Source organism: Homoserinimonas sp. (assembly GCF_056262345.1).
Genome location: NZ_JBACFR010000297.1, coordinates 1 through 16,726 on the forward strand (window position 1 = coordinate 1; position 16,726 = coordinate 16,726).

General features: G+C 64.5%; 13 protein-coding genes. 5 read left to right on the top strand and 8 right to left on the bottom strand.

Annotation, left to right across the window (positions count from 1 at the left end; all coding sequences use genetic code 11):
- Positions 1-55: 55 nt before the first annotated feature.
- Genes AC062T_RS13395 through AC062T_RS13405 form a run of 3 tightly spaced genes read right to left on the bottom strand, consistent with a single transcriptional unit; the run spans position 56 to position 3,574 of the window.
- Entirely contained in the window at positions 56-1,117 is a 1,062-nt protein-coding gene (locus AC062T_RS13395; protein WP_476030813.1) for a maleylacetate reductase, read from the bottom strand.
- Complete coding sequence (locus AC062T_RS13400; RefSeq protein WP_476030815.1) at positions 1,114-1,998, bottom strand: dioxygenase family protein; 885 nt, start codon at positions 1,996-1,998, stop codon at positions 1,114-1,116. Before AC062T_RS13400 ends, AC062T_RS13395 begins: the two co-directional genes overlap by 4 nt.
- 28 nt (positions 1,999-2,026) lie before the next feature.
- Entirely contained in the window at positions 2,027-3,574 is a 1,548-nt protein-coding gene (locus AC062T_RS13405; RefSeq protein ID WP_476030817.1) for a class I adenylate-forming enzyme family protein, read from the bottom strand.
- A gap of 334 nt (positions 3,575-3,908) precedes the next feature.
- Between AC062T_RS13405 and AC062T_RS13410 the strand changes: the two genes are divergently transcribed.
- The 4 genes from AC062T_RS13410 to AC062T_RS13425 all read left to right on the top strand — a co-directional run bounded on the left by AC062T_RS13410 (position 3,909) and on the right by AC062T_RS13425 (position 8,879).
- Positions 3,909-5,492 (top strand): sugar ABC transporter ATP-binding protein, encoded by a 1,584-nt coding sequence (locus AC062T_RS13410; protein WP_476030819.1) that lies wholly within the window; start codon positions 3,909-3,911, stop codon positions 5,490-5,492.
- Positions 5,489-6,481, top strand: a complete 993-nt coding sequence (locus tag AC062T_RS13415) for an ABC transporter permease (protein ID WP_476030821.1) — start codon at positions 5,489-5,491, stop codon at positions 6,479-6,481. Before AC062T_RS13410 ends, AC062T_RS13415 begins: the two co-directional genes overlap by 4 nt.
- Positions 6,478-7,497, top strand: coding sequence for an ABC transporter permease (locus AC062T_RS13420; protein WP_108514758.1), 1,020 nt, complete (start codon positions 6,478-6,480; stop codon positions 7,495-7,497). The genes AC062T_RS13415 and AC062T_RS13420 overlap by 4 nt, the downstream gene beginning before the upstream one ends.
- A gap of 92 nt (positions 7,498-7,589) precedes the next feature.
- Positions 7,590-8,879: a substrate-binding domain-containing protein gene (locus tag AC062T_RS13425; RefSeq protein WP_476030823.1), complete on the top strand. Its 1,290-nt coding sequence runs from the start codon at positions 7,590-7,592 to the stop codon at positions 8,877-8,879.
- A gap of 64 nt (positions 8,880-8,943) precedes the next feature.
- Here AC062T_RS13425 and AC062T_RS13430 read toward each other — a convergent pair whose 3' ends face one another.
- Positions 8,944-10,407, bottom strand: a complete 1,464-nt coding sequence (locus tag AC062T_RS13430; protein ID WP_476030825.1) for a 4-hydroxyphenylacetate 3-hydroxylase N-terminal domain-containing protein — start codon at positions 10,405-10,407, stop codon at positions 8,944-8,946.
- Between the two features lie 150 nt (positions 10,408-10,557).
- Between AC062T_RS13430 and AC062T_RS13435 the strand changes: the two genes are divergently transcribed.
- On the top strand, positions 10,558-11,553 hold the full coding sequence (locus AC062T_RS13435) for an AraC-like ligand-binding domain-containing protein (protein ID WP_476030827.1): 996 nt from the start codon (positions 10,558-10,560) through the stop codon (positions 11,551-11,553).
- Here the strand turns inward: AC062T_RS13435 and AC062T_RS13440 are convergent.
- From AC062T_RS13440 to AC062T_RS13455, 4 genes are all read right to left on the bottom strand, one after another.
- Positions 11,550-12,833, bottom strand: a complete 1,284-nt coding sequence (locus AC062T_RS13440) for a cytochrome P450 (protein WP_476030829.1) — start codon at positions 12,831-12,833, stop codon at positions 11,550-11,552. The genes AC062T_RS13435 and AC062T_RS13440 overlap by 4 nt on opposite strands.
- 72 nt (positions 12,834-12,905) lie before the next feature.
- Positions 12,906-14,030, bottom strand: coding sequence for a Zn-dependent alcohol dehydrogenase (locus AC062T_RS13445; protein WP_476030831.1), 1,125 nt, complete (start codon positions 14,028-14,030; stop codon positions 12,906-12,908).
- Positions 14,027-15,307: a cytochrome P450 gene (locus tag AC062T_RS13450; RefSeq protein ID WP_476030833.1), complete on the bottom strand. Its 1,281-nt coding sequence runs from the start codon at positions 15,305-15,307 to the stop codon at positions 14,027-14,029. Before AC062T_RS13450 ends, AC062T_RS13445 begins: the two co-directional genes overlap by 4 nt.
- A gap of 104 nt (positions 15,308-15,411) precedes the next feature.
- The gene (locus AC062T_RS13455) at positions 15,412-16,692 is read right to left on the bottom strand and encodes a cytochrome P450 (RefSeq protein WP_476030835.1); all 1,281 of its coding nucleotides are present in this window, start codon (positions 16,690-16,692) and stop codon (positions 15,412-15,414) included.
- Positions 16,693-16,726: the final 34 nt, after the last annotated feature.

Here is a 16,726-nt window from a genome sequence, read left to right on the forward strand (position 1 = left end):
GAAGCCGCATTTGGGACCCCTCGACAAGGTGCGGGTGGGTCTGGGGCGGGGAGTGCTACCCGAGTGCGCCGCTCCACGCGCGCTCGAGCAGCTCGCGCAGGCCAGCCTCTGTGACGGGGCGCGGGTTGGCGTACGGGCTTGCGAGGGCTGCGGCAACCACAGTCTCGAGGTCTTCGTGCTTGACGCCAAGCTGCTCAAGCGACGAGGGAACATCCCATGCCGCTCGCAGCTCCACGAGGCGAGCCACGGGGTCGGCGCCGAGCGCGCGCCCGAGAGCCGCCTGCGCGGCGGGAGAGGAGGCGAGGTTGTACTCGAGCACGTAGGGCAGCACGATCGTGTGGGTCTCGGAGTGCGGCAGATTGAACGTGCCGCCGAGGATGTGACACAGCTTGTGGTGCAGCGACATTGTGGTCGCGCCGAGGCATGAGCCGCAGAGCCAGGCACCGTAGAGCAACTCGGAGCGCCCGACGAGGTCGTCCGCAGTATCGCGCAGACGGGGGAGGCCGGCGGCGATTGCGCGCACACCCTCCTCTGCCATGAGCTCGATCATGGGGGAGCGGTCGGGTGCCCAGAGGGCCTCGACGGCGTGCGCGATGGCGTTCATGCCGCTCGTCACGGACATACCGAGCGGCAGGGTTAGCGTGAGCTCGGGGTCGTAGACGACCTTGACGGGGAGGACGGCGCGGTCGCGCCCTGTGGTCTTGACGTTGTTTTCGGTGAGGCCCCAGACGGGCGTCATCTCGGATCCTGCATACGTGGTCGGCACGGCGACCGTGGGGATGCGGTACCGCAGCGAGAGCGCCTTGCCGAGCCCGATCGTGGATCCGCCGCCGACCGCGACGCAGCCGTCGGCCTGCATGTCGGCGACAACCGCTGCAGCCTCGTCGACGATCTCGATCGGCACGTGCATCCGTGCCTTCGTGAAGATGCCCCCGGCGAGGTCGCCCAGGATGCCCGCGACGCGCTCGGCAAGGTCTGCTTGCTCGGGGGTCGAGAGCACGATCACTCGTGTGAGGCCGAGCTTCTCGATGTGCTCGCGCAGCTGGCCGAGGGAGCCAGCGCCGAAGGAGACGTCCATCGGCTGGGCGATGTAGTCGAAGGTGATGGGGGTGCTCATGCGGCGGACTCCTCTTCATCGGCGGCGAGCACGATGTCGATTGTTGCGTGGTGGAAGGGGGCTTCGAGTCCCGACTCTGCGGCAAGGGCCGCATCACTCGTCGGGACGAAGGGAACAACGAGGCTGCCGCGAACGGCAAAGACGGTGTCGGAGTCGATGTAGGGGCTGTCGGCCACAAAGATGTGGGTGGTGAGCTCGCGGAACCCGGGCGCATTCACCATGAAGTGCACGTGCGCGGGCCGGTACGGATGGCGCCCGGTGAGCCCGAGAAGCTTGCCGACGGGCCCGTCATCGGGGATGGGGTAGTGGCTGGGCACGATCGAGCGGAAGCGGAAGTTGCCGTCAGCGTCGGTCGTGAAGATGCCGCGGCCGTTGCCTGCCGGCTGCACGTCGGGCTGCTGCACGTCGTAGAAGCCGCCCTCGTTGCACTGCCAGACGTCGACCTCGGCGCCGGCGATGGGGTTGCCTTCGGGGTCGGTGACCCGGCCCGTGATGTAGGAGGGGTCGCCGCCCGGTAGCATGTTGATTTTGTCGCCGAGCTCGCGGCGAGGAGACTCCGTCATGTGGAACGGGCCGAGCACGGTCGCCTCGGTGACGTGCTCGTCGTCGCTGTCGTTGAGTGTTTCCACGAGCATCGAAATGCCGAGAACATCGGAGAGCAGCACAAACTCCTGGCGAGTGTCGTCGCACATATGGCCGACCTGGGTGAGAAAGTCGATCGCAGTGTTGAGCTCGCCGGGGGTGAGCTGCAGCTCCTTGACGGCGGAGTGCAAGTGGGTCGTGACGACCTGCAGAATCTCGCGCAGGCGCGGTTCAGTGGAGGGGGCGAAGCTGTCGAGCACGGCCTGGGTCAGGTCGTCTCCGCTGAGGTCGGAGCTCATGTCCTGTTCCTTTCGTTGGAAGTGTTAGTCACGATGAGGTGGTGGCGGCGCTGAACGCCTCGCGGATGATGCGGCGCGAGAGCTTGCCTGCCGGGGTGCGGGGCAGGGGGTCCGCGCTCAGCAGCACCGTGACGAGTGCGTCGTCGCCTGAGCTGCGGCCGCGCCACCAGTCACGGATGTCCTGCTCGGTGAATTCGCTGCCCGGTTTGAGCGAGAGAACCGCCTCCGGTCGTTCGCCGAGTTCTGGGTCGGCCCGACCGATCACGACGACCTCGTGGATTGCGGGGTGATCGGCGAAGGCGTCTTCGAGGTCTGATGGCACGACGGCCGTGCCGCGCATCGTGATGATGTCGTCGCTTCTATCCGTGAGAAACAGCACACCATCCTCACGCATGCGACCGAGGTCACCTGTTCGCACATAGCCGTCTGCCGTGATCTTCTCCGCCGTGGCCTCAGGGTTGTCCCAGTACCGGGCGAGCTTGCCGGCGGCATCCGCCGTAATCTCGCCGGGTTCTCCGAGGGCGAGTTCTTCGCCCTCGGGCGAGACAATGCGGATAGCGGAGCGCAGGGTGGGCCGGCCAACGCTGCGCAGCAGCTCTGGCTCGCCCGAGACGCCCCGCGCCACGAGGTCGGGTGTGAGGGCGGCGATGGGCACGCATTCGCTCTGTCCGTAACAGAACGTGAGGATGGGGCCGAAGCGTTCCGTCAGGGTGCGGATGACGCGCGAACGGAGCGGGGCGCCCGCGGAGATGATGCTGCGGATGCTCGTGAGGTCGAAGGTGTCGATGCCGGGGTCTTCGCCCAGCGCCTGCACGAGCGGCGGCAGAGCGCTGACGATCGTGGCGCGATGCTGCTGAACGAGGCGTGCTGCTGTCGCTGCTGTGCGGTCGGGCGAGATGACGATTTCGATGCCACGGGCGATGCACGAGAAGAGAAAGGTTCCTGCGGGACCGGAGAACGGGCCAGCGGCGAGAAAGCGGTCGACCTGGGCAGTGGGGGCGGGCAGCAGGCCCATGAGGTCGATGCTCACATCAACCCAGCGACCGTGAGTTTGTACGGCACCCTTGGGGCGGCCGGTCGTGCCGCCCGTAAAGCCGATCTGAACGACCTCGTCGTCGCCGAGCACGAGACCTGGATCGCGGGGATCTGCGGCGGCAAGAACATCGTTGTATTTGAGGTGGCCGGAGTCGGAGTCGACGATGACGGCTTCAAGGTGCTCAAGAGCGATGAGGGAGTCGGCACACTCGGCAAGACCGATCGGATCGGTGATGAGCACACGGGCTCGACTGTTTTCGAGCATGTAGCGGTGCGCTTCTGCGGTGTTGCCCTGGTGAAGGGGAACCCTCACGAAGCCGCCCATAGCGATGCCTGCGATTTCTTCGGGCGACCGCAGGGCGTTGACGCCGAGTGTTGCCACGGCGTCGCCGCGGCGAAGGCCCAGAGCTGAGAGAGCATTGGCGAGGCGGTACGACCGAGCGAGCAGCTGGCTCGCCGTGAGCGTTACGCCTTCGAACGTGACGGCTGGTGCGTCAGGTTGTTGCTGTGCGAACTTGCGCAGAATTTGGCCGCAGTCCATGACACCCCTTTGTGATGCGCGATCACCGCCATTCGGCGACAAGTGTTAACCGTAGGAGCGCGCTGATGGCCGGGGCAAAGACGAACCCCAGCAATACTTATTAGGCGGAGCGCATAAGCGCGGGGGTTTGGCGGCCCAATGGAACCTCATTGATGCCCGAAACGCTGCCAGAGCGCTCCGCATACATAACCGTGAACAAATGAAACCGCTCGTACTATGTCTTTCCGTCGGCAGCATGCCGTCGCATAGCGTGGCTCCACCGGGCAAGGAACAAGTCCGGTGAGGGGCGTACCCGCACTACGACGACGATGTTGGCAAAGGAACACAGATGGTAATGGCCACAGGAACGCAGTCTGCGCCTGCTGAAGGCCCAGACGCCGGTGCGCAGTCGCCCCACGGCGCTATCCGCATTACCGATCTCGCAAAGCGATTCGGACCGGTCAAGGCGATTCGCCACGCGGAGTTCGACATCCACGCCGGAGAAGTCCATGTGCTCATGGGCGAAAACGGGTCGGGCAAGAGCACGCTCGTCAAGATTCTGAGCGGCGTCCAGATTCCCGACCGCGGCACGGTGACCATCGGCGGCGCAACGACCAAGGGCTTTTCTAGCCCACGGGCGGCCCGCGCGGCAGGCATCATCACGGTGTTCCAAGAAGTTCTGACGGCGGATGGCCGAACGGTTCTTGAGAACGTGTGGGTCGGTATCGATGGCCTTGTGCGCAACCGCATCCCTGCCAAGATCAAGCGCGAACGAGCCACCGCAGTCCTCGACGAACTCCTCGGTTATGTTCCCGACCTCAATGGCCCGGTAGCCGAGCTGTCGCTGAGCGAGCGCCAGGCCTGCGTCATCGCCCGCGCTCTCGTGGCGAGCCCCAAACTTCTCATCCTCGACGAGGCGACTTCGGCTCTCGACGTTGCTACCCGCGACCGACTTCTTGCGATCATCTCTCGGCTCAGTGCTGAGGGTGTCAGCACCCTCTTCATCAGCCACCGCATGGATGAGGTCGAGCTGATTGGCAACCGCGTCACGGTGCTTCGCGCCGGCGAGACCGTTGCGTCGTTTGAGCAGGGCAAATGGCAGGCACAGGACCTTGTCCGCGCAATGAGCGGTGCTGCACACTCCGCAGAAGAGGCCCGAGAGAACCGGGTCAAAGGCAAGGGTGTTGCTGCCGAGCCGTCGATCGAGACCAAGCAGTTGCGGCTCTCGCGCGCCAGCAGCCGCATCGATGTCACCATCCGTCGCGGCGAGGTCGTCGGCCTCGCTGGGCTCGAAGGCCACGGGCAGGAGCAGTTCTTGCTGGCCCTCGCGGGCATCCGTCCCGGTGCCTCGGGAGAGATCGTGCGGTTCGCCGAATCGGGTGCAATCGCGATCGAGTCGAACCGTGTGGCTGCCCGCAACGGAATCGCCTATCTGCCGCGAGACCGCCGGGGCGACGCCATCTTTGGGTGGATGCCTATTCGCGACAACTTCGCCATGCCAACGCTCGCAGAAGACAAGAAGTTCGGCCTGGTCACGGCCAAGCGCATCGACGCTCGCCTCAACCATTGGCGTGAGGCGTTGTCGATCAAGTTCGGGCACTCATCGGATGCGATTACGACCCTCAGCGGCGGCAATCAACAGAAGGTCATCCTCGCACGGTGGCTCGCGGCCGACCCCAGCGTTCTGCTGCTCAACGACCCCACCCGTGGCATCGACATCAATGCCAAGCGTGACCTTTACCGCGTGATCTCCAAGCTTGCCGATGAAGGCATGAGCATTGTGATGCTCTCGTCGGAGATCGACGAACACCTGGACCTTATGGACCGCGTCATTGTCTTCCGTGAGCACACGGTCTTCGATGAGCTCACTCATGACGAGCTCACCCGCGAGCGTCTCGTTGCCGCCTACTTCGGAAAGAAAGAAGGTGACTCCGAATGACCTCAACAACTTCGTTGGCGCTGCCGCAGGCGCGCACCCGAAAAGAAAACGTTCGGGCGTGGATCGCCAAGTACTACTTTGTGCCAGCGCTCGTCATCGCGCTTGTGCTGCTCGTGGTCAACCTCGGTCTGCAGCCCAACTTCAACTGGGGACAGCAGCTGCTGATCTTCGCCCCGTTCGCCATCGTTGCCATGGCGAGTTCGTTTGCGCCCATGGTTGGTGGCGGTGGAATCGACCTGTCGATTTCTCCTGTGATGACCTTCACGAGCGCCGTCTATGTGATCTGGCTTGCGCCGGCGGGGGTGAACCCGTTCATCGCTGTTCCCCTCGTGCTGCTCGCCGGCGTCGTCGTTGGCATCGTCAATGGCCTCATTGTCACGCGACTTCGGGTTTCTCCGATCATCGCGACGCTGTGCATGAACTTCATCATCATCGGCGTGTGCCTCAAGGTTGCGCCCCAGGCCACGGTGCTCACGAGCGGATGGACCAAGGACTTCGCTCGCGACGGCCTGTTCGGCATCCCGGCGGGCATTGTGCTCGTCGCGGTCCCTGTGATCCTGTGGGCGATTCTTCGTCTCATCCCGTTTGCTCGCACCCTGCTGTGGGTCGGCAGCAACGACGTCGCAGCATTCGCGAGTGGCGTCAATGTTGACCTGGTCAGGGTCGTGACGTATGCGCTTGGTGGCCTTGTCGCCGGGGTCGGCGGAATCGCTTTGGTCACCCTTTCGGGCACCGTGGATGCCTCTACGGCATCGTCGTATCTCGTGCCGGGGCTCGTCGCTATGGCCCTCGGTGGCATCGCCGTCGAGGGCGGCCGAGGCGGCATGGCCGGTCCCATCTTCGGAGCCGCCATCATCTTTCTGCTCCAGGGGGCGCTCACCGAGGCCGGATTCGCCCAGGCCTGGCTCCAGGTCGTTTATGGCGCCCTGCTCGTGGGAGCAATCATCTTCAGCAAGAAGCTCAGCATCACCGGACGGAGCGCCTCATGACCACCACGTCAACAATCGTGGTCGCAGAAGACCCCTCGGTAATGGTTCGCGTGTGGCGCAGGCTGCTCGGGGTGCAAAAGGAGTTCCCTGTTCTGCAACTGCTCGCCGTTGCGGTCATTCTCGTGATCGGCGCCAACGCTCTGCCCGGCCTTCTTAACCCCAGCAGCATCCGCCTCATGCTCGTGATGGCGGCCATCACGGGAATCGCTGCTCTCGGGCAGACGCTAGTGATCATCGTTGGCGGCATCGATCTCTCGATTGCCAGCATGATCGGTGCTGGCGCCCTGGCCATCAGCCAGTTGCCCTCCATCACGGGCCTCGACTTCTGGGTCATCTTCGTGGGAGTGATCGTGGGTGCCGGTGTCATCGGTGCCGGTGTGGGATATGTGAGCCACCGCTTCGACCTCAACCCGCTCATCATCAGTCTGGGGGCTGGCGCCATCGCCCTCGGCATCGCGCTGGTGCTCACGGGTGGCAGCTTCACGGGCACGGCACCGGCGTGGCTCGGCAAGTTCATGTCGCCGATTTCTACGACCTTTGGCCTGCCGATTCCGCCCGTCGTCTCGCTGTGGATCGTCATTGCGATCGTCATGTTCGTGCTGTTCACCTGGACGGCGACGGGCCGCCGCCTTTCGGCCGTTGGCACAAACCGCAAAGCGGCAGATCTCACACTCATTCGCAGCCGCAAGATGTGGGTCATTGTCTTCATGGTGAGTGCGATCGGCTCCGCCGTGGTCGGCATTCTGCTTGCTGGCTATTCGGGCAGCGCCGACCTCACCCTGGGCAACACCTATATGTTCCAGAGCCTCGCGGCCGTCGTCGTGGGCGGAACCATGATGGGTGGCAAGGGCGACTACAACCGCACCATCACGGGAGCGCTTCTCATCACGGCGCTCAACACCGTGCTCATCGGCATCGGGTTCTCCTATGCCGATCAGCAGATTCTCTTCGGCCTCGTCATCCTTGGCGCTGTCGTTGCTTATGGACGCGAACGCAAACTGCGCGATCGCATCTAACCCGAATGTCTCCGGTTCTCTCCGGAGCGTGCACCACATCCCGCAACCCCATACACACATTGCAAAGACGCAAAGGAATCAGGTAACACCAGATGACTAACTCATTCATCGGCCGTCGGATGTCGCGCCGCGCACCCGCGCTCGCGATCGCCACTTTCGTGGTCGGTATTTCCCTTGTTGGCTGCGCAGCAGAGGCAGGAACCGAGTCCGGTTCGGGCGAATCGGTTTCTGCCGCTTCGCTCGCCGCTTCGGGCTGCGGCTCGCTGCCCGGCGCCCTGCCGGCCGACCCCGAGGGTGTTCTCGCGGGGCTCTCCGACGAGACGCTCGTCGGCTTCGGCGGTGCCGAGGTCGAGCTCAAGGCCAGCGCCTGGGCCGACGTCGCAGAGAACGCGGGCCCGTGGAAGATCGGCTACAGCGCTTTGCCGATCACGGGTGCCATCAACCAGGCATACCTTGACCAGTTCAACAAGCGCTTCGACGAGGCCAAGGAGCTCGGACTCGTCGAGGGTGACTTCGAGGTCAACCTCATGCCCGACCCCACCTCAATGTCTCCTGCTCAGCAGCTCCAGGGCTACCAGTCGCTCGTGAGCCGCGGCGTTGACGCGATCATCATGCAGCCGTTTTCGCCTGCAGGTATGACGAGTGCCGTCGACGAGGCGGGAGAGGCCGGAATCATTACGGCCGCCCTCAGCCCCATCAACAGCGCCTACGCGGTCAACTCCATGGTGACCTTCTACCAGGATGCTGGTTCTGCTGCCGCCGCGACCCTCGGTCAGCTCAAGGACGGCAAGGGCAAGGTTCTCGTCGTGCACGGCTTCGACGGAATCGACCCGGAGATCCAGGGCTTCAACGGTGTGAAGGCCGCTCTTGCCGAGTGCCCTGATGTCGAGGTTGTTGGCGAGATCTCGGCTGCTTTCACCAACGCGACCGCCAAGACCGCCGTGCAGAACTTCCTCGCGTCGTACCCCGGTGAGATCGACGCCGTCGTTCAGATGGGTGGCATGGCAACGGGCATCGTCAACGCTTTCGAGCAGGTCGGCCGCACCGTGCCGCTCGTTGCCGGAAACGGCATCAGCGCAGGCGCCCTCGCGTACTGGGCTGAGAAGGCCGACACGTACTCGCCCGCTGGAGTCGCAGGCAGCCCCGAGCAGCAGGCAGACGCGGTCTGGGAGGTTCTTATCCGCACCCTGTCCGGCAAGGGAGCCAAGATGAACGTCATGGCTCTGCCGCCGACGCTCATCACGAGCGAAAACGTGAACGACTTCACGATCGATGGTGCAGACACGACTTCTGACGCGTCGATGGCTCCTGGCGCGCCTTACTCGCCGGCGAACATCCTCGACGAATTCTTCACCACGTCGGGCACCCCGCTCAGCAAGTAGTAAGAAGTAGAGGTACACAAAGCCCCCGGCTCCTTTCGGAGTCGGGGGCTTTGTCGTTTTCTGCTTAGGCTGTGACACTCTCGGCGGCCGCGGGCATCTCGACGTCAAGCACTGACAGCACTCGGCTCACGAGACGGTCGCGATCAGGAAAGAGTGCCTCGGTCTTGGTGCGCCACAACCCAGCGCCCCCGTTAGCGTGCAGCTCGAAGGCCGACTCCCGAGCGTCAAGGGCCGAGCTCACGTGGTCCCACGCGAGGTGGAGAACGGCCGAGCGTTGCAGCGCCGTGTAGCCGCCACCACCGAATGATTCTTCGAGGCCCTGTGCGAGGGCAGGGTCCGCGAGTTCAGCATCCGACGGCGCCGTGACCATCGATGACCCGGGGATGATGCGCAGGATCTCGTTGAGCTTGCGCTGGTTCTGCATCATGCGCAGGCTGCCTGCGGCGAGATGCCGCAGGTTCGGCGACGGGATGCCCGTCGGCGACGACCAGTCGGGGTCGAGTTCGGATGCCACAAGGGCGCTCCGAACAGCCTCTAGCTCCACCATCATGTCGGTGAGGTGCTCGCGGGCCTTGGGGTTGCCCTTCTGCCCCATGATGTCGGTGAGCGCGAGGGCGAGGCCGAGCGAGAATTCACCCTTGGCGTACCAGCAGTAGAGCTGGTGCCAGTTGGTCCATGCCCACGTCACCTGGTCGGGGCGGGCAGCGGGCGGGCCTGCGGCCGATGCGGTGGGGAATACACGGTCCCAGGGCACGACGACGTTCTCGAGCCACATTTGGGCGTCGAGTTCGTCGAACCGGCTACTGAGCGGCGCCAGAAATGGGTTCTCGTGTCGGGCGGAGATCTTGCGGGCCATGAGGCTCACGCCGGGGGAGTCCACCGCAACGGCGAATGCTGCCCTGTGGTCGCCGAGCGTGACTCCGCTGCCGATGCCGATGTAGACGTCGTCGGCGAAGGGCGACGCCGAGTGCATTGCGATCCGGCCCGTCAGCACGACGCCCTCGGGGCGCTCCTCGACAACGTGCAGCGCCTGCCGCTCTTCTGCCGTTGTGTTGAAGCGGTAGCCGACGGGTGCGCCGCCGAACGCGAGGGTTACGAACCGCCCCTCTTTCTCAATGAGGTCACGGTAGGCGGCGGCGGCCTGCACGTGCTCCGCCGACAGGTTCATGCGGGTGGCGGCGTCGAGGTTGCCGATCGCGATGAGGTTGCCATAAGCGGGGTCGTGGGTGAGGTTGCCCGCGCTCGCCAGCATCGTCTCCTCGAAAGCGACACCGAGGGCACGCAGGTCGCCCGCGGTGCGGGGGATCGTGAGTTCGATCGGCGCGCGGGCGGAGTCGCCGCATGCCGGAGCAAAGAGAACGTCGGTAGGCGACTCCGGCGCGCTGCGTCTGTCGTACCAGTCGGCGTAGGACTGCACGGTCGCTGCCGTCTTCTGGTCGGTCGTGATGTCGTCAACGCGGCCCTCGCCGACGATGTTGACGACGCGTGCCCCGCGCAGCCCTTCTGCGTATTCCGAACCGGATCTCATGCTGTCTCCTCTGTGGTCACCAGGCATTGCCTGCCTCTCTAGACAAGTCGAATCGCTCGACGCGGTAGAGGAGATTCGTGCAGATCTCTTGCTATTCTGCGCACTAATCCGTCGACGTACTATCCTGGGAGAGACGCAAGGAGGCGGCGGATGATCGAGGCACAAGAAGCTCTGCAGCCCGACTCCGCGCGCGCGTTCGTCGGAGCAGCCGACAGCCTGCCCGACTGGCGCAAGATGCTCAGCCGCCGTGCACCCCTGACGGTGGCCAGCTCATGTTCGAGCTCGCGGAATCTGTCAGCGCGACTCACCCAACATCAGGTCGGGCGCGTCGGCCTGGGGCGCGTTGACGTCGACTCTGCTGCGCACCGCATCGTTCGCGACGAGCGCCACATCGGCAGTGCATCCGACCGCTCCTACCTGCTGACTTACCAGATTCGTGGCGAGAGCATATTGAGCCAGTTCGGCAGGAACGCTGCGCTGCGGCCGGGCGATTTCACCGTGGCCCTCACGTCGCAGCCCTACGAATGGCAGTTCGACGAAACGGTCAGCTGTTTCATCTGCGTTGTTCCCGAGCACATGTTTGACATCCCCCGCGAGCCCATGAGAGCGATCGCGGCACGCGTGGTCTCGGGCGCGCAGGGGATGGGCAAGACCGTCTCGCCGTTCTTCGCATCGCTCGCCGATGACCTCGACCAGGTCGATGGTCGACTCGGCCTTCGTCTCGCGCGGCACCTGCTCGACCTGTCGGCGACATGCCTCATGAGTGGCCTCGAACCGGATGACGGCACGCATCGCATGGCCCTGGAGATCAAGAACCACATCTCGGCGAATCTCGGCGACCCCGATCTCACTCCGCAGTCGATCGCCGACGCCCACTTCATCTCCGTCAGGCACCTCTATTCGTTGTTTGAGCGCGACGAGATGAGTGTCTCGGCGTCCATCCGTATGCAACGGCTTGAGCGCTGTCACATCGACCTCGCGAATCCGGCCCTGCTCGATCGCTCGATCCGTGAGATCTCGGCCGCGTGGGGCATGCCGGACTCCGCCCACTTCTCCCGGGTGTTTCGGCACCGGTTCGGGGAGTCGCCGAGCCAGTGGCGGATCCGCTCGCGAGCGCACCAAGCGGTACACGTACCTCTTAATTAAGGGATCGTCACAACAACCCGGGTCGGGATGCGAAAGTTAAACCCGTCCATGGGTGTGAGATCGCTCTTGTCATGGTCCAGTTGGAAGGCGGATGTCCGCGCGAGAAGGCGTTCGAAGGCGACCCGGGCATAGAGCCGGGCGAGCGGCGCGCCGGGGCACCTGTGGTCGCCAGCGCCGAATCCGAGGTGATGTGCGGAGTTGCGCCTGTCTGTCTGAAAAGCCCCGGGCTCGGCGAACTTGTCCGGGTCATGGTTCGCGGCGGCGAATGACACAAACACGATCGCTCCCGCAGGGATGCTCACGCCGTCGACCTCGGCGTCGCCGAGCGCAACGCGTGCCTGCCACTGCAAGGGAGCGTCGAGCCGCAGGGTCTCTTCGACGAAGCGGCGGACGAGGTGGGGGTTCTCGCGAAGCTCCGTCTGAGCGGCGGGCATCTCCGCAAGGCGTCCGACACCCGCGGCGATCACGGCGGCCGTCGTGTGGAACGCCGCGAGGTACATCGCGCGCACATGGACAACCATCGCGTTCTTGTCGAACTTGCCGTCGCGAGCCACCTGCGCCTGAATGACCTCGGTGAGGTAGTCGTCCTGGGGCTCCGCGAGCCTCAGCAGACACTGCTCAAGCGCGTAGTCGGACGCATCGCGCAAGGCCTGCGCCGCGGCCAGGTCCTCTGCTGGATTGAGGCCGGGGCGCAAGATCGCCTCTGTCCACGATCTCAACCGGCCGGCGTCCTGGTTCGGCAGTCCCATGATGATCGTGAGGACCTCGAGCGGCAGGGCCTCGGCGAGCCGGTCACTGATGTCGACGGTGCCGTCGGAGATGAAGCCATCGATCAGCCGGTCGGCAACGCTGCGGATGACGGGCTCGAAGGTGTCGAGGCGTTCCTTCTCGAACAGCATCATCGCCCACGACCGCTTGACGGCATGATCGTCACCCTCGGCGAAGGTGACGTTCCACGGGCCGTAGTGGGAGTAAACATCAGGGTAAGGAGGTGCCGCGTGGATCGCCATCTCGGGCAGTGCCTCGGTGATTTCGGCGTCGAAGTCATCGCCCGTGAGGATGCGTGTGGCCGCGTTCCACCCCGTCGCGAGAAATATGGGGCGCCCGCTGAGCGGATGCGCCTCCGGGTAGCGGTAGACGGGCGCCTGAGCCCGCACGGTGTCGAAGAAGTCCCAGGGGTTCTTGCGTGTCTCGGGGGCCGGTGGCCACACTTCGAGGTCACGCATCTCGAAGGTGTCGCGCATTTCGGATATGGAGTCGAGCTGAACGTCGTCGGTCATTGTGCTCCTTATATATAGAGAGAGCGACACCCGGCCGGGCGGAATGCCGTGGCCGGGTGTCGCGGTAACGGGTCAGAACGAGGTGATGACGGTTCTAGCCGCAGACCCGCTCCTCAGGTTCTCGAGACCCTCCTGCACGTCGTCGAGCGCGATGCGATGAGACACCATGTCGTCGAGGTTGAGCCTGCCCTGCAGATACATTTCGGCGAGCAGGGGAATGTCGTGCTTGAAGTTCGAATTGCCCATGTACACCGTGCGCAGGTTGCGCTTGGAGAAGAGCAGGTCGAGCAGAGGGTTGATCTCGAGCACGGTCTCCGGCGCCTGGATTCCGATGAGGAACGCCGTTCCCGACGGCCGGATCATCTCCAGCGCCTGAAGCGCCGTGCGTTTGAGGCCCGCGACCTCGAACGAATACAGAACTCCGAGCCCGCTAGTGAGCTCGCGAACGCGCTCGACGGGGTCGACCTCGGCGGAGTTGATCACGTCCGTCGCCCCCATCGTGCGGGCGAGTTCGAGTTTGTTGTCGTGCACGTCGATCGCGATGACCCGGCGGGCGCCCGCGAGAATCGCCCCCTGGATGACCGAGAGGCCGACGCCGCCGCATCCGATTACCGCAACGGTGTCACCAACACGGATGCTCGCAGCATTGATTGCGGCGCCGGCACCTGTGATCACACCGCATCCGAGAATGGCGGCGCGGTCGAATGGCATCTCATGGGGGATGGCGACAACGCTGTTCTCGTGCATGAGAGCGTATTCGGCGAAGCCGCCGATGTGTGCGAATGCCGTGACCCCGGTGTCGCCGATCGAGACGCGGGGGGCCTCGTCGGCGCCGCGCTCGGTCTCATGCACGTTGGGGCACATGAATGGCCGGCCCGAGATGCAGTCGATGCAGTGGCCGCAGTGGGCGACCTCGCACGCGACGATGTGGTCGCCCACCGAGAGGCCTGCGACGGCATCGCCGAGCGCAACGATCACGCCTGCGACCTCGTGGCCCGGCAGCAGGGGAGCGCGGTAGTGACCGGTGTCGTGCTCGCACACGTGGAGGTCGCTGTGGCAAATACCGCTCGCCTTGACCTGCACGAGAACCTCGTGCGGGCCCGGCTGCGAGATCGCGACATCCTGAACGACGAGCGGCTGCCCGACCGTGTGGAGCACGGCGGCCCGCATGGTCGCGGGAATGGCTGCGGCGCTCACGCTGCGGTGAACGTGACGGCCACGCGGGTCGGGATGCGGAAGTTGAAGCCGGGGCCCGGCTCGAGAATGCTGTTCTCTTCGTCGAGCTCGATCTTGCTGAGGCGCGACAGAAGACGCTCGAATCCGACCTGCGCGTAGAGGCGCGCGAGGGGGGCACCGGGGCAGCGGTGGGTGCCAGCGCCGAAGCTCAGATGGTGAGCCATGTTGCGGCGGTTGGGGTTGAACTCGTACGGGTCCTCGAACTTGGACGGGTCGTGGCAGGCTGCGCGGAACGAAGCGAAGACGATCGACCCTTCGGGGATCTCGACCCCCTCGACCACCGTCGTCGTGACGGCGCGGCGAGGGTGCCACTGCAGCGGACCCTCAAGCCGCACCGATTCTTCAACGAACTTGCGGAACTTGCTCGGGTTCTGGCGCAACTCCTGCTGCAGCTCGGGCAGGCGACACAGGTGCACGGCCGCCGAAGCGAGCATCGCGGATGTCGTGTGGTACGTCGAGAGGATCATCGAGCGCACATGGACCACCATGGCGTTCTTGTCGAATTCTCCATCGCGGTCCACCTGTGCCTTGACGACATCGCTCAGATAGTCGCCGACGGGGTTCTCCAGGCGGGCAAGGCACTGACGGTACGCATAGTCGGAGCTCTGCTCGAGGGCGAGCCCCGCAGCGGCCGCTTCTTCAGGAGACGGGGTTCCCATGCCGACCTTGGTGATGGCATCCGTCCACCCCTTGATGGTCGACGCGTCCTCCCGCGGCAGGCCCATGATGATGGTCAGAACCTCGAGCGGCAGCGCCTCCGCAAAGTCCTCGGTGATGTTCGCTCGGCCCTCAGAAATGAACCTGTCGATGAGGCTGTCGGCAACCTCGGCGATGACGGGAGCATAGGCATCCAGTCGATCCTTTTCGAAGAGCATCTCGGCCCACGAACGCTTGACGTCGTGGTCCTCGCCCTCCGTGAATGCGATGCCCTCGATGCGGTAGTGGCTAGAAACCTCGGGGTAGGGCGGAACGATTAGGCCAGCAAGCTCGGGGAGCACATCGGTGAGATCCGAGTCAAACTGGGTGTCGTCGCGGAGGATGTGAGAGACGGCATCCCATGAGGACGCGAAGAACATGGGGCGGCCGTTGGGGTGGGGCTGGGGAAAACTATAGACGCCGGCGATGCCGCGGAGCTTCTCGAAGTAGGCGGCTGGCTGCTTGCGGGTCTCCTGGGTAGGCGGCCAGGATTCCAGCTCGGCGCCGGTTACCTCTCGAATGAGGGGAGCGGGTAGGGACATGAACAATACCTCCATTGGTATAGCTGATGCGAAAAATCGGCCGGGAGACGCGGCTGTGCCCGCCTGTCTCCCGGCCGATGGTGTGACCCGAGTTAGCTCTCGAATCAGGCCTTGTCGAAGTTGACCTGCACCCGGGTGGGGATGCGGAAGTTGAAGCCGGGCAGCGGCTCCAGGTCACTGAGCTCTTCGTTGATAGTTAGGTTGCGCGTGCGCGCCAGCAGCCGCTCGAAAGCAACCTGCGCGTAGAGCTTGGCGAGAGGGGCACCGGGGCAGCGGTGGATGCCGGCGCCAAAGCTCAGATGGTGCATGAGGTTGCGGCGGCTTGCGTCGAATGTGTAGGGGTCTTCGTACTTATCGGGGTCATGGCTGCCCGCACGGAACGACGTGAAGACAATCGAGCCGGCGGGGATTTCTACGCCGTCGATCTCGATGGTGTTGACCGCGTGACGCGGGTGCCACATGAGCGGGCCTTCGAGGCGCATCGACTCCTCGAAGAACTTGCGAAAGCTCGTTGGGGTGTTGCGAATTTCGTCCTGCAGTTCGGGCATCTCGCACATGTGCACGGTCGCGGCCATCAGGGCGCCCGCGGTGGTGTGGTAGGCCGCTAGGAACATGTTGCGCACGTGGCTGACCATTACGTTCTGGTCGAACTCGCCGTCACGGGCGATCTGATGCTTGATGACCTCGCTGAGGTAGTCGTCGCCGGGGTTCTCGAGGCGCTCGAGGCACTGGGTGAGCACGTACTCGGAGCACTCCGCGATCGCACGCTCGGTGTTGGCGACCTCCTCTGCGGTGGGAGCCGTCATGCTGAGGCGCGTGACAACATCCGTCCAGCGCTTGATGTCAGCGGCATCTTCGCCGGGCAGACCCATGATGATGGTGAGAACTTCGAGCGGGATCGCCTCGGCGAAGTCGGCGCTGATGTTGGCGGTGCCCTCGTCGATGAACTTGTCGATCAGGCGGTCGGCGACCTCGGCGATTACAGCGCTGTACCCGGCCATGCGCTCGGGCGTGAACAGCATGTCGGCCCAGACGCGCTTCACATCGTGGTCTTCGTCCTCGGTGAACGCAATGCCTTCTGGGCGGTAGTGAGTCGGCTTGTCGGGGAACGGAAGCTGCAGCATTGCCGCGATGTCGGGCAGCACGGTGGCGAGGTTGGAGTCGAACTCATCGGTGTGCTTGAGAATGTGCGAGACCGCATCCCAGCTCATGGCCAAGAAGATCGGGCGCCCATTGGCATGCGGGTTGGGGAAGCGGTAAACGCCAGCGCCGGCCTTTTCGCGCAGCACGTCGAAGTAAGCAGCGGGCTGCTTGCGGGTTTCGGGGCGCGGCGGCCAGGTTTCGAGCTCTTCTGCGGTGACTTCGAGCAGGGTTGGCGTTGACATCGTTTTTGCTCCCGTGAGTTCTGTGGGTAGGGGT

What these genes read in the sequence shown, in the direction of transcription:
- AC062T_RS13395 (WP_476030813.1), bottom strand. Translation starts at nt 1,117, where the DNA reads ATGAGCACCCCCATCACCTTCGACTACATCGCCCAGCCGATGGACGTC.
- AC062T_RS13400 (WP_476030815.1), bottom strand. Translation starts at nt 1,998, where the DNA reads ATGAGCTCCGACCTCAGCGGAGACGACCTGACCCAGGCCGTGCTCGAC.
- AC062T_RS13405 (WP_476030817.1), bottom strand. Translation starts at nt 3,574, where the DNA reads ATGGACTGCGGCCAAATTCTGCGCAAGTTCGCACAGCAACAACCTGAC.
- AC062T_RS13410 (WP_476030819.1), top strand. Translation starts at nt 3,909, where the DNA reads ATGGCCACAGGAACGCAGTCTGCGCCTGCTGAAGGCCCAGACGCCGGT.
- AC062T_RS13415 (WP_476030821.1), top strand. Translation starts at nt 5,489, where the DNA reads ATGACCTCAACAACTTCGTTGGCGCTGCCGCAGGCGCGCACCCGAAAA.
- AC062T_RS13420 (WP_108514758.1), top strand. Translation starts at nt 6,478, where the DNA reads ATGACCACCACGTCAACAATCGTGGTCGCAGAAGACCCCTCGGTAATG.
- AC062T_RS13425 (WP_476030823.1), top strand. Translation starts at nt 7,590, where the DNA reads ATGACTAACTCATTCATCGGCCGTCGGATGTCGCGCCGCGCACCCGCG.
- AC062T_RS13430 (WP_476030825.1), bottom strand. Translation starts at nt 10,407, where the DNA reads ATGAGATCCGGTTCGGAATACGCAGAAGGGCTGCGCGGGGCACGCGTC.
- AC062T_RS13435 (WP_476030827.1), top strand. Translation starts at nt 10,558, where the DNA reads ATGATCGAGGCACAAGAAGCTCTGCAGCCCGACTCCGCGCGCGCGTTC.
- AC062T_RS13440 (WP_476030829.1), bottom strand. Translation starts at nt 12,833, where the DNA reads ATGACCGACGACGTTCAGCTCGACTCCATATCCGAAATGCGCGACACC.
- AC062T_RS13450 (WP_476030833.1), bottom strand. Translation starts at nt 15,307, where the DNA reads ATGTCCCTACCCGCTCCCCTCATTCGAGAGGTAACCGGCGCCGAGCTG.
- AC062T_RS13455 (WP_476030835.1), bottom strand. Translation starts at nt 16,692, where the DNA reads ATGTCAACGCCAACCCTGCTCGAAGTCACCGCAGAAGAGCTCGAAACC.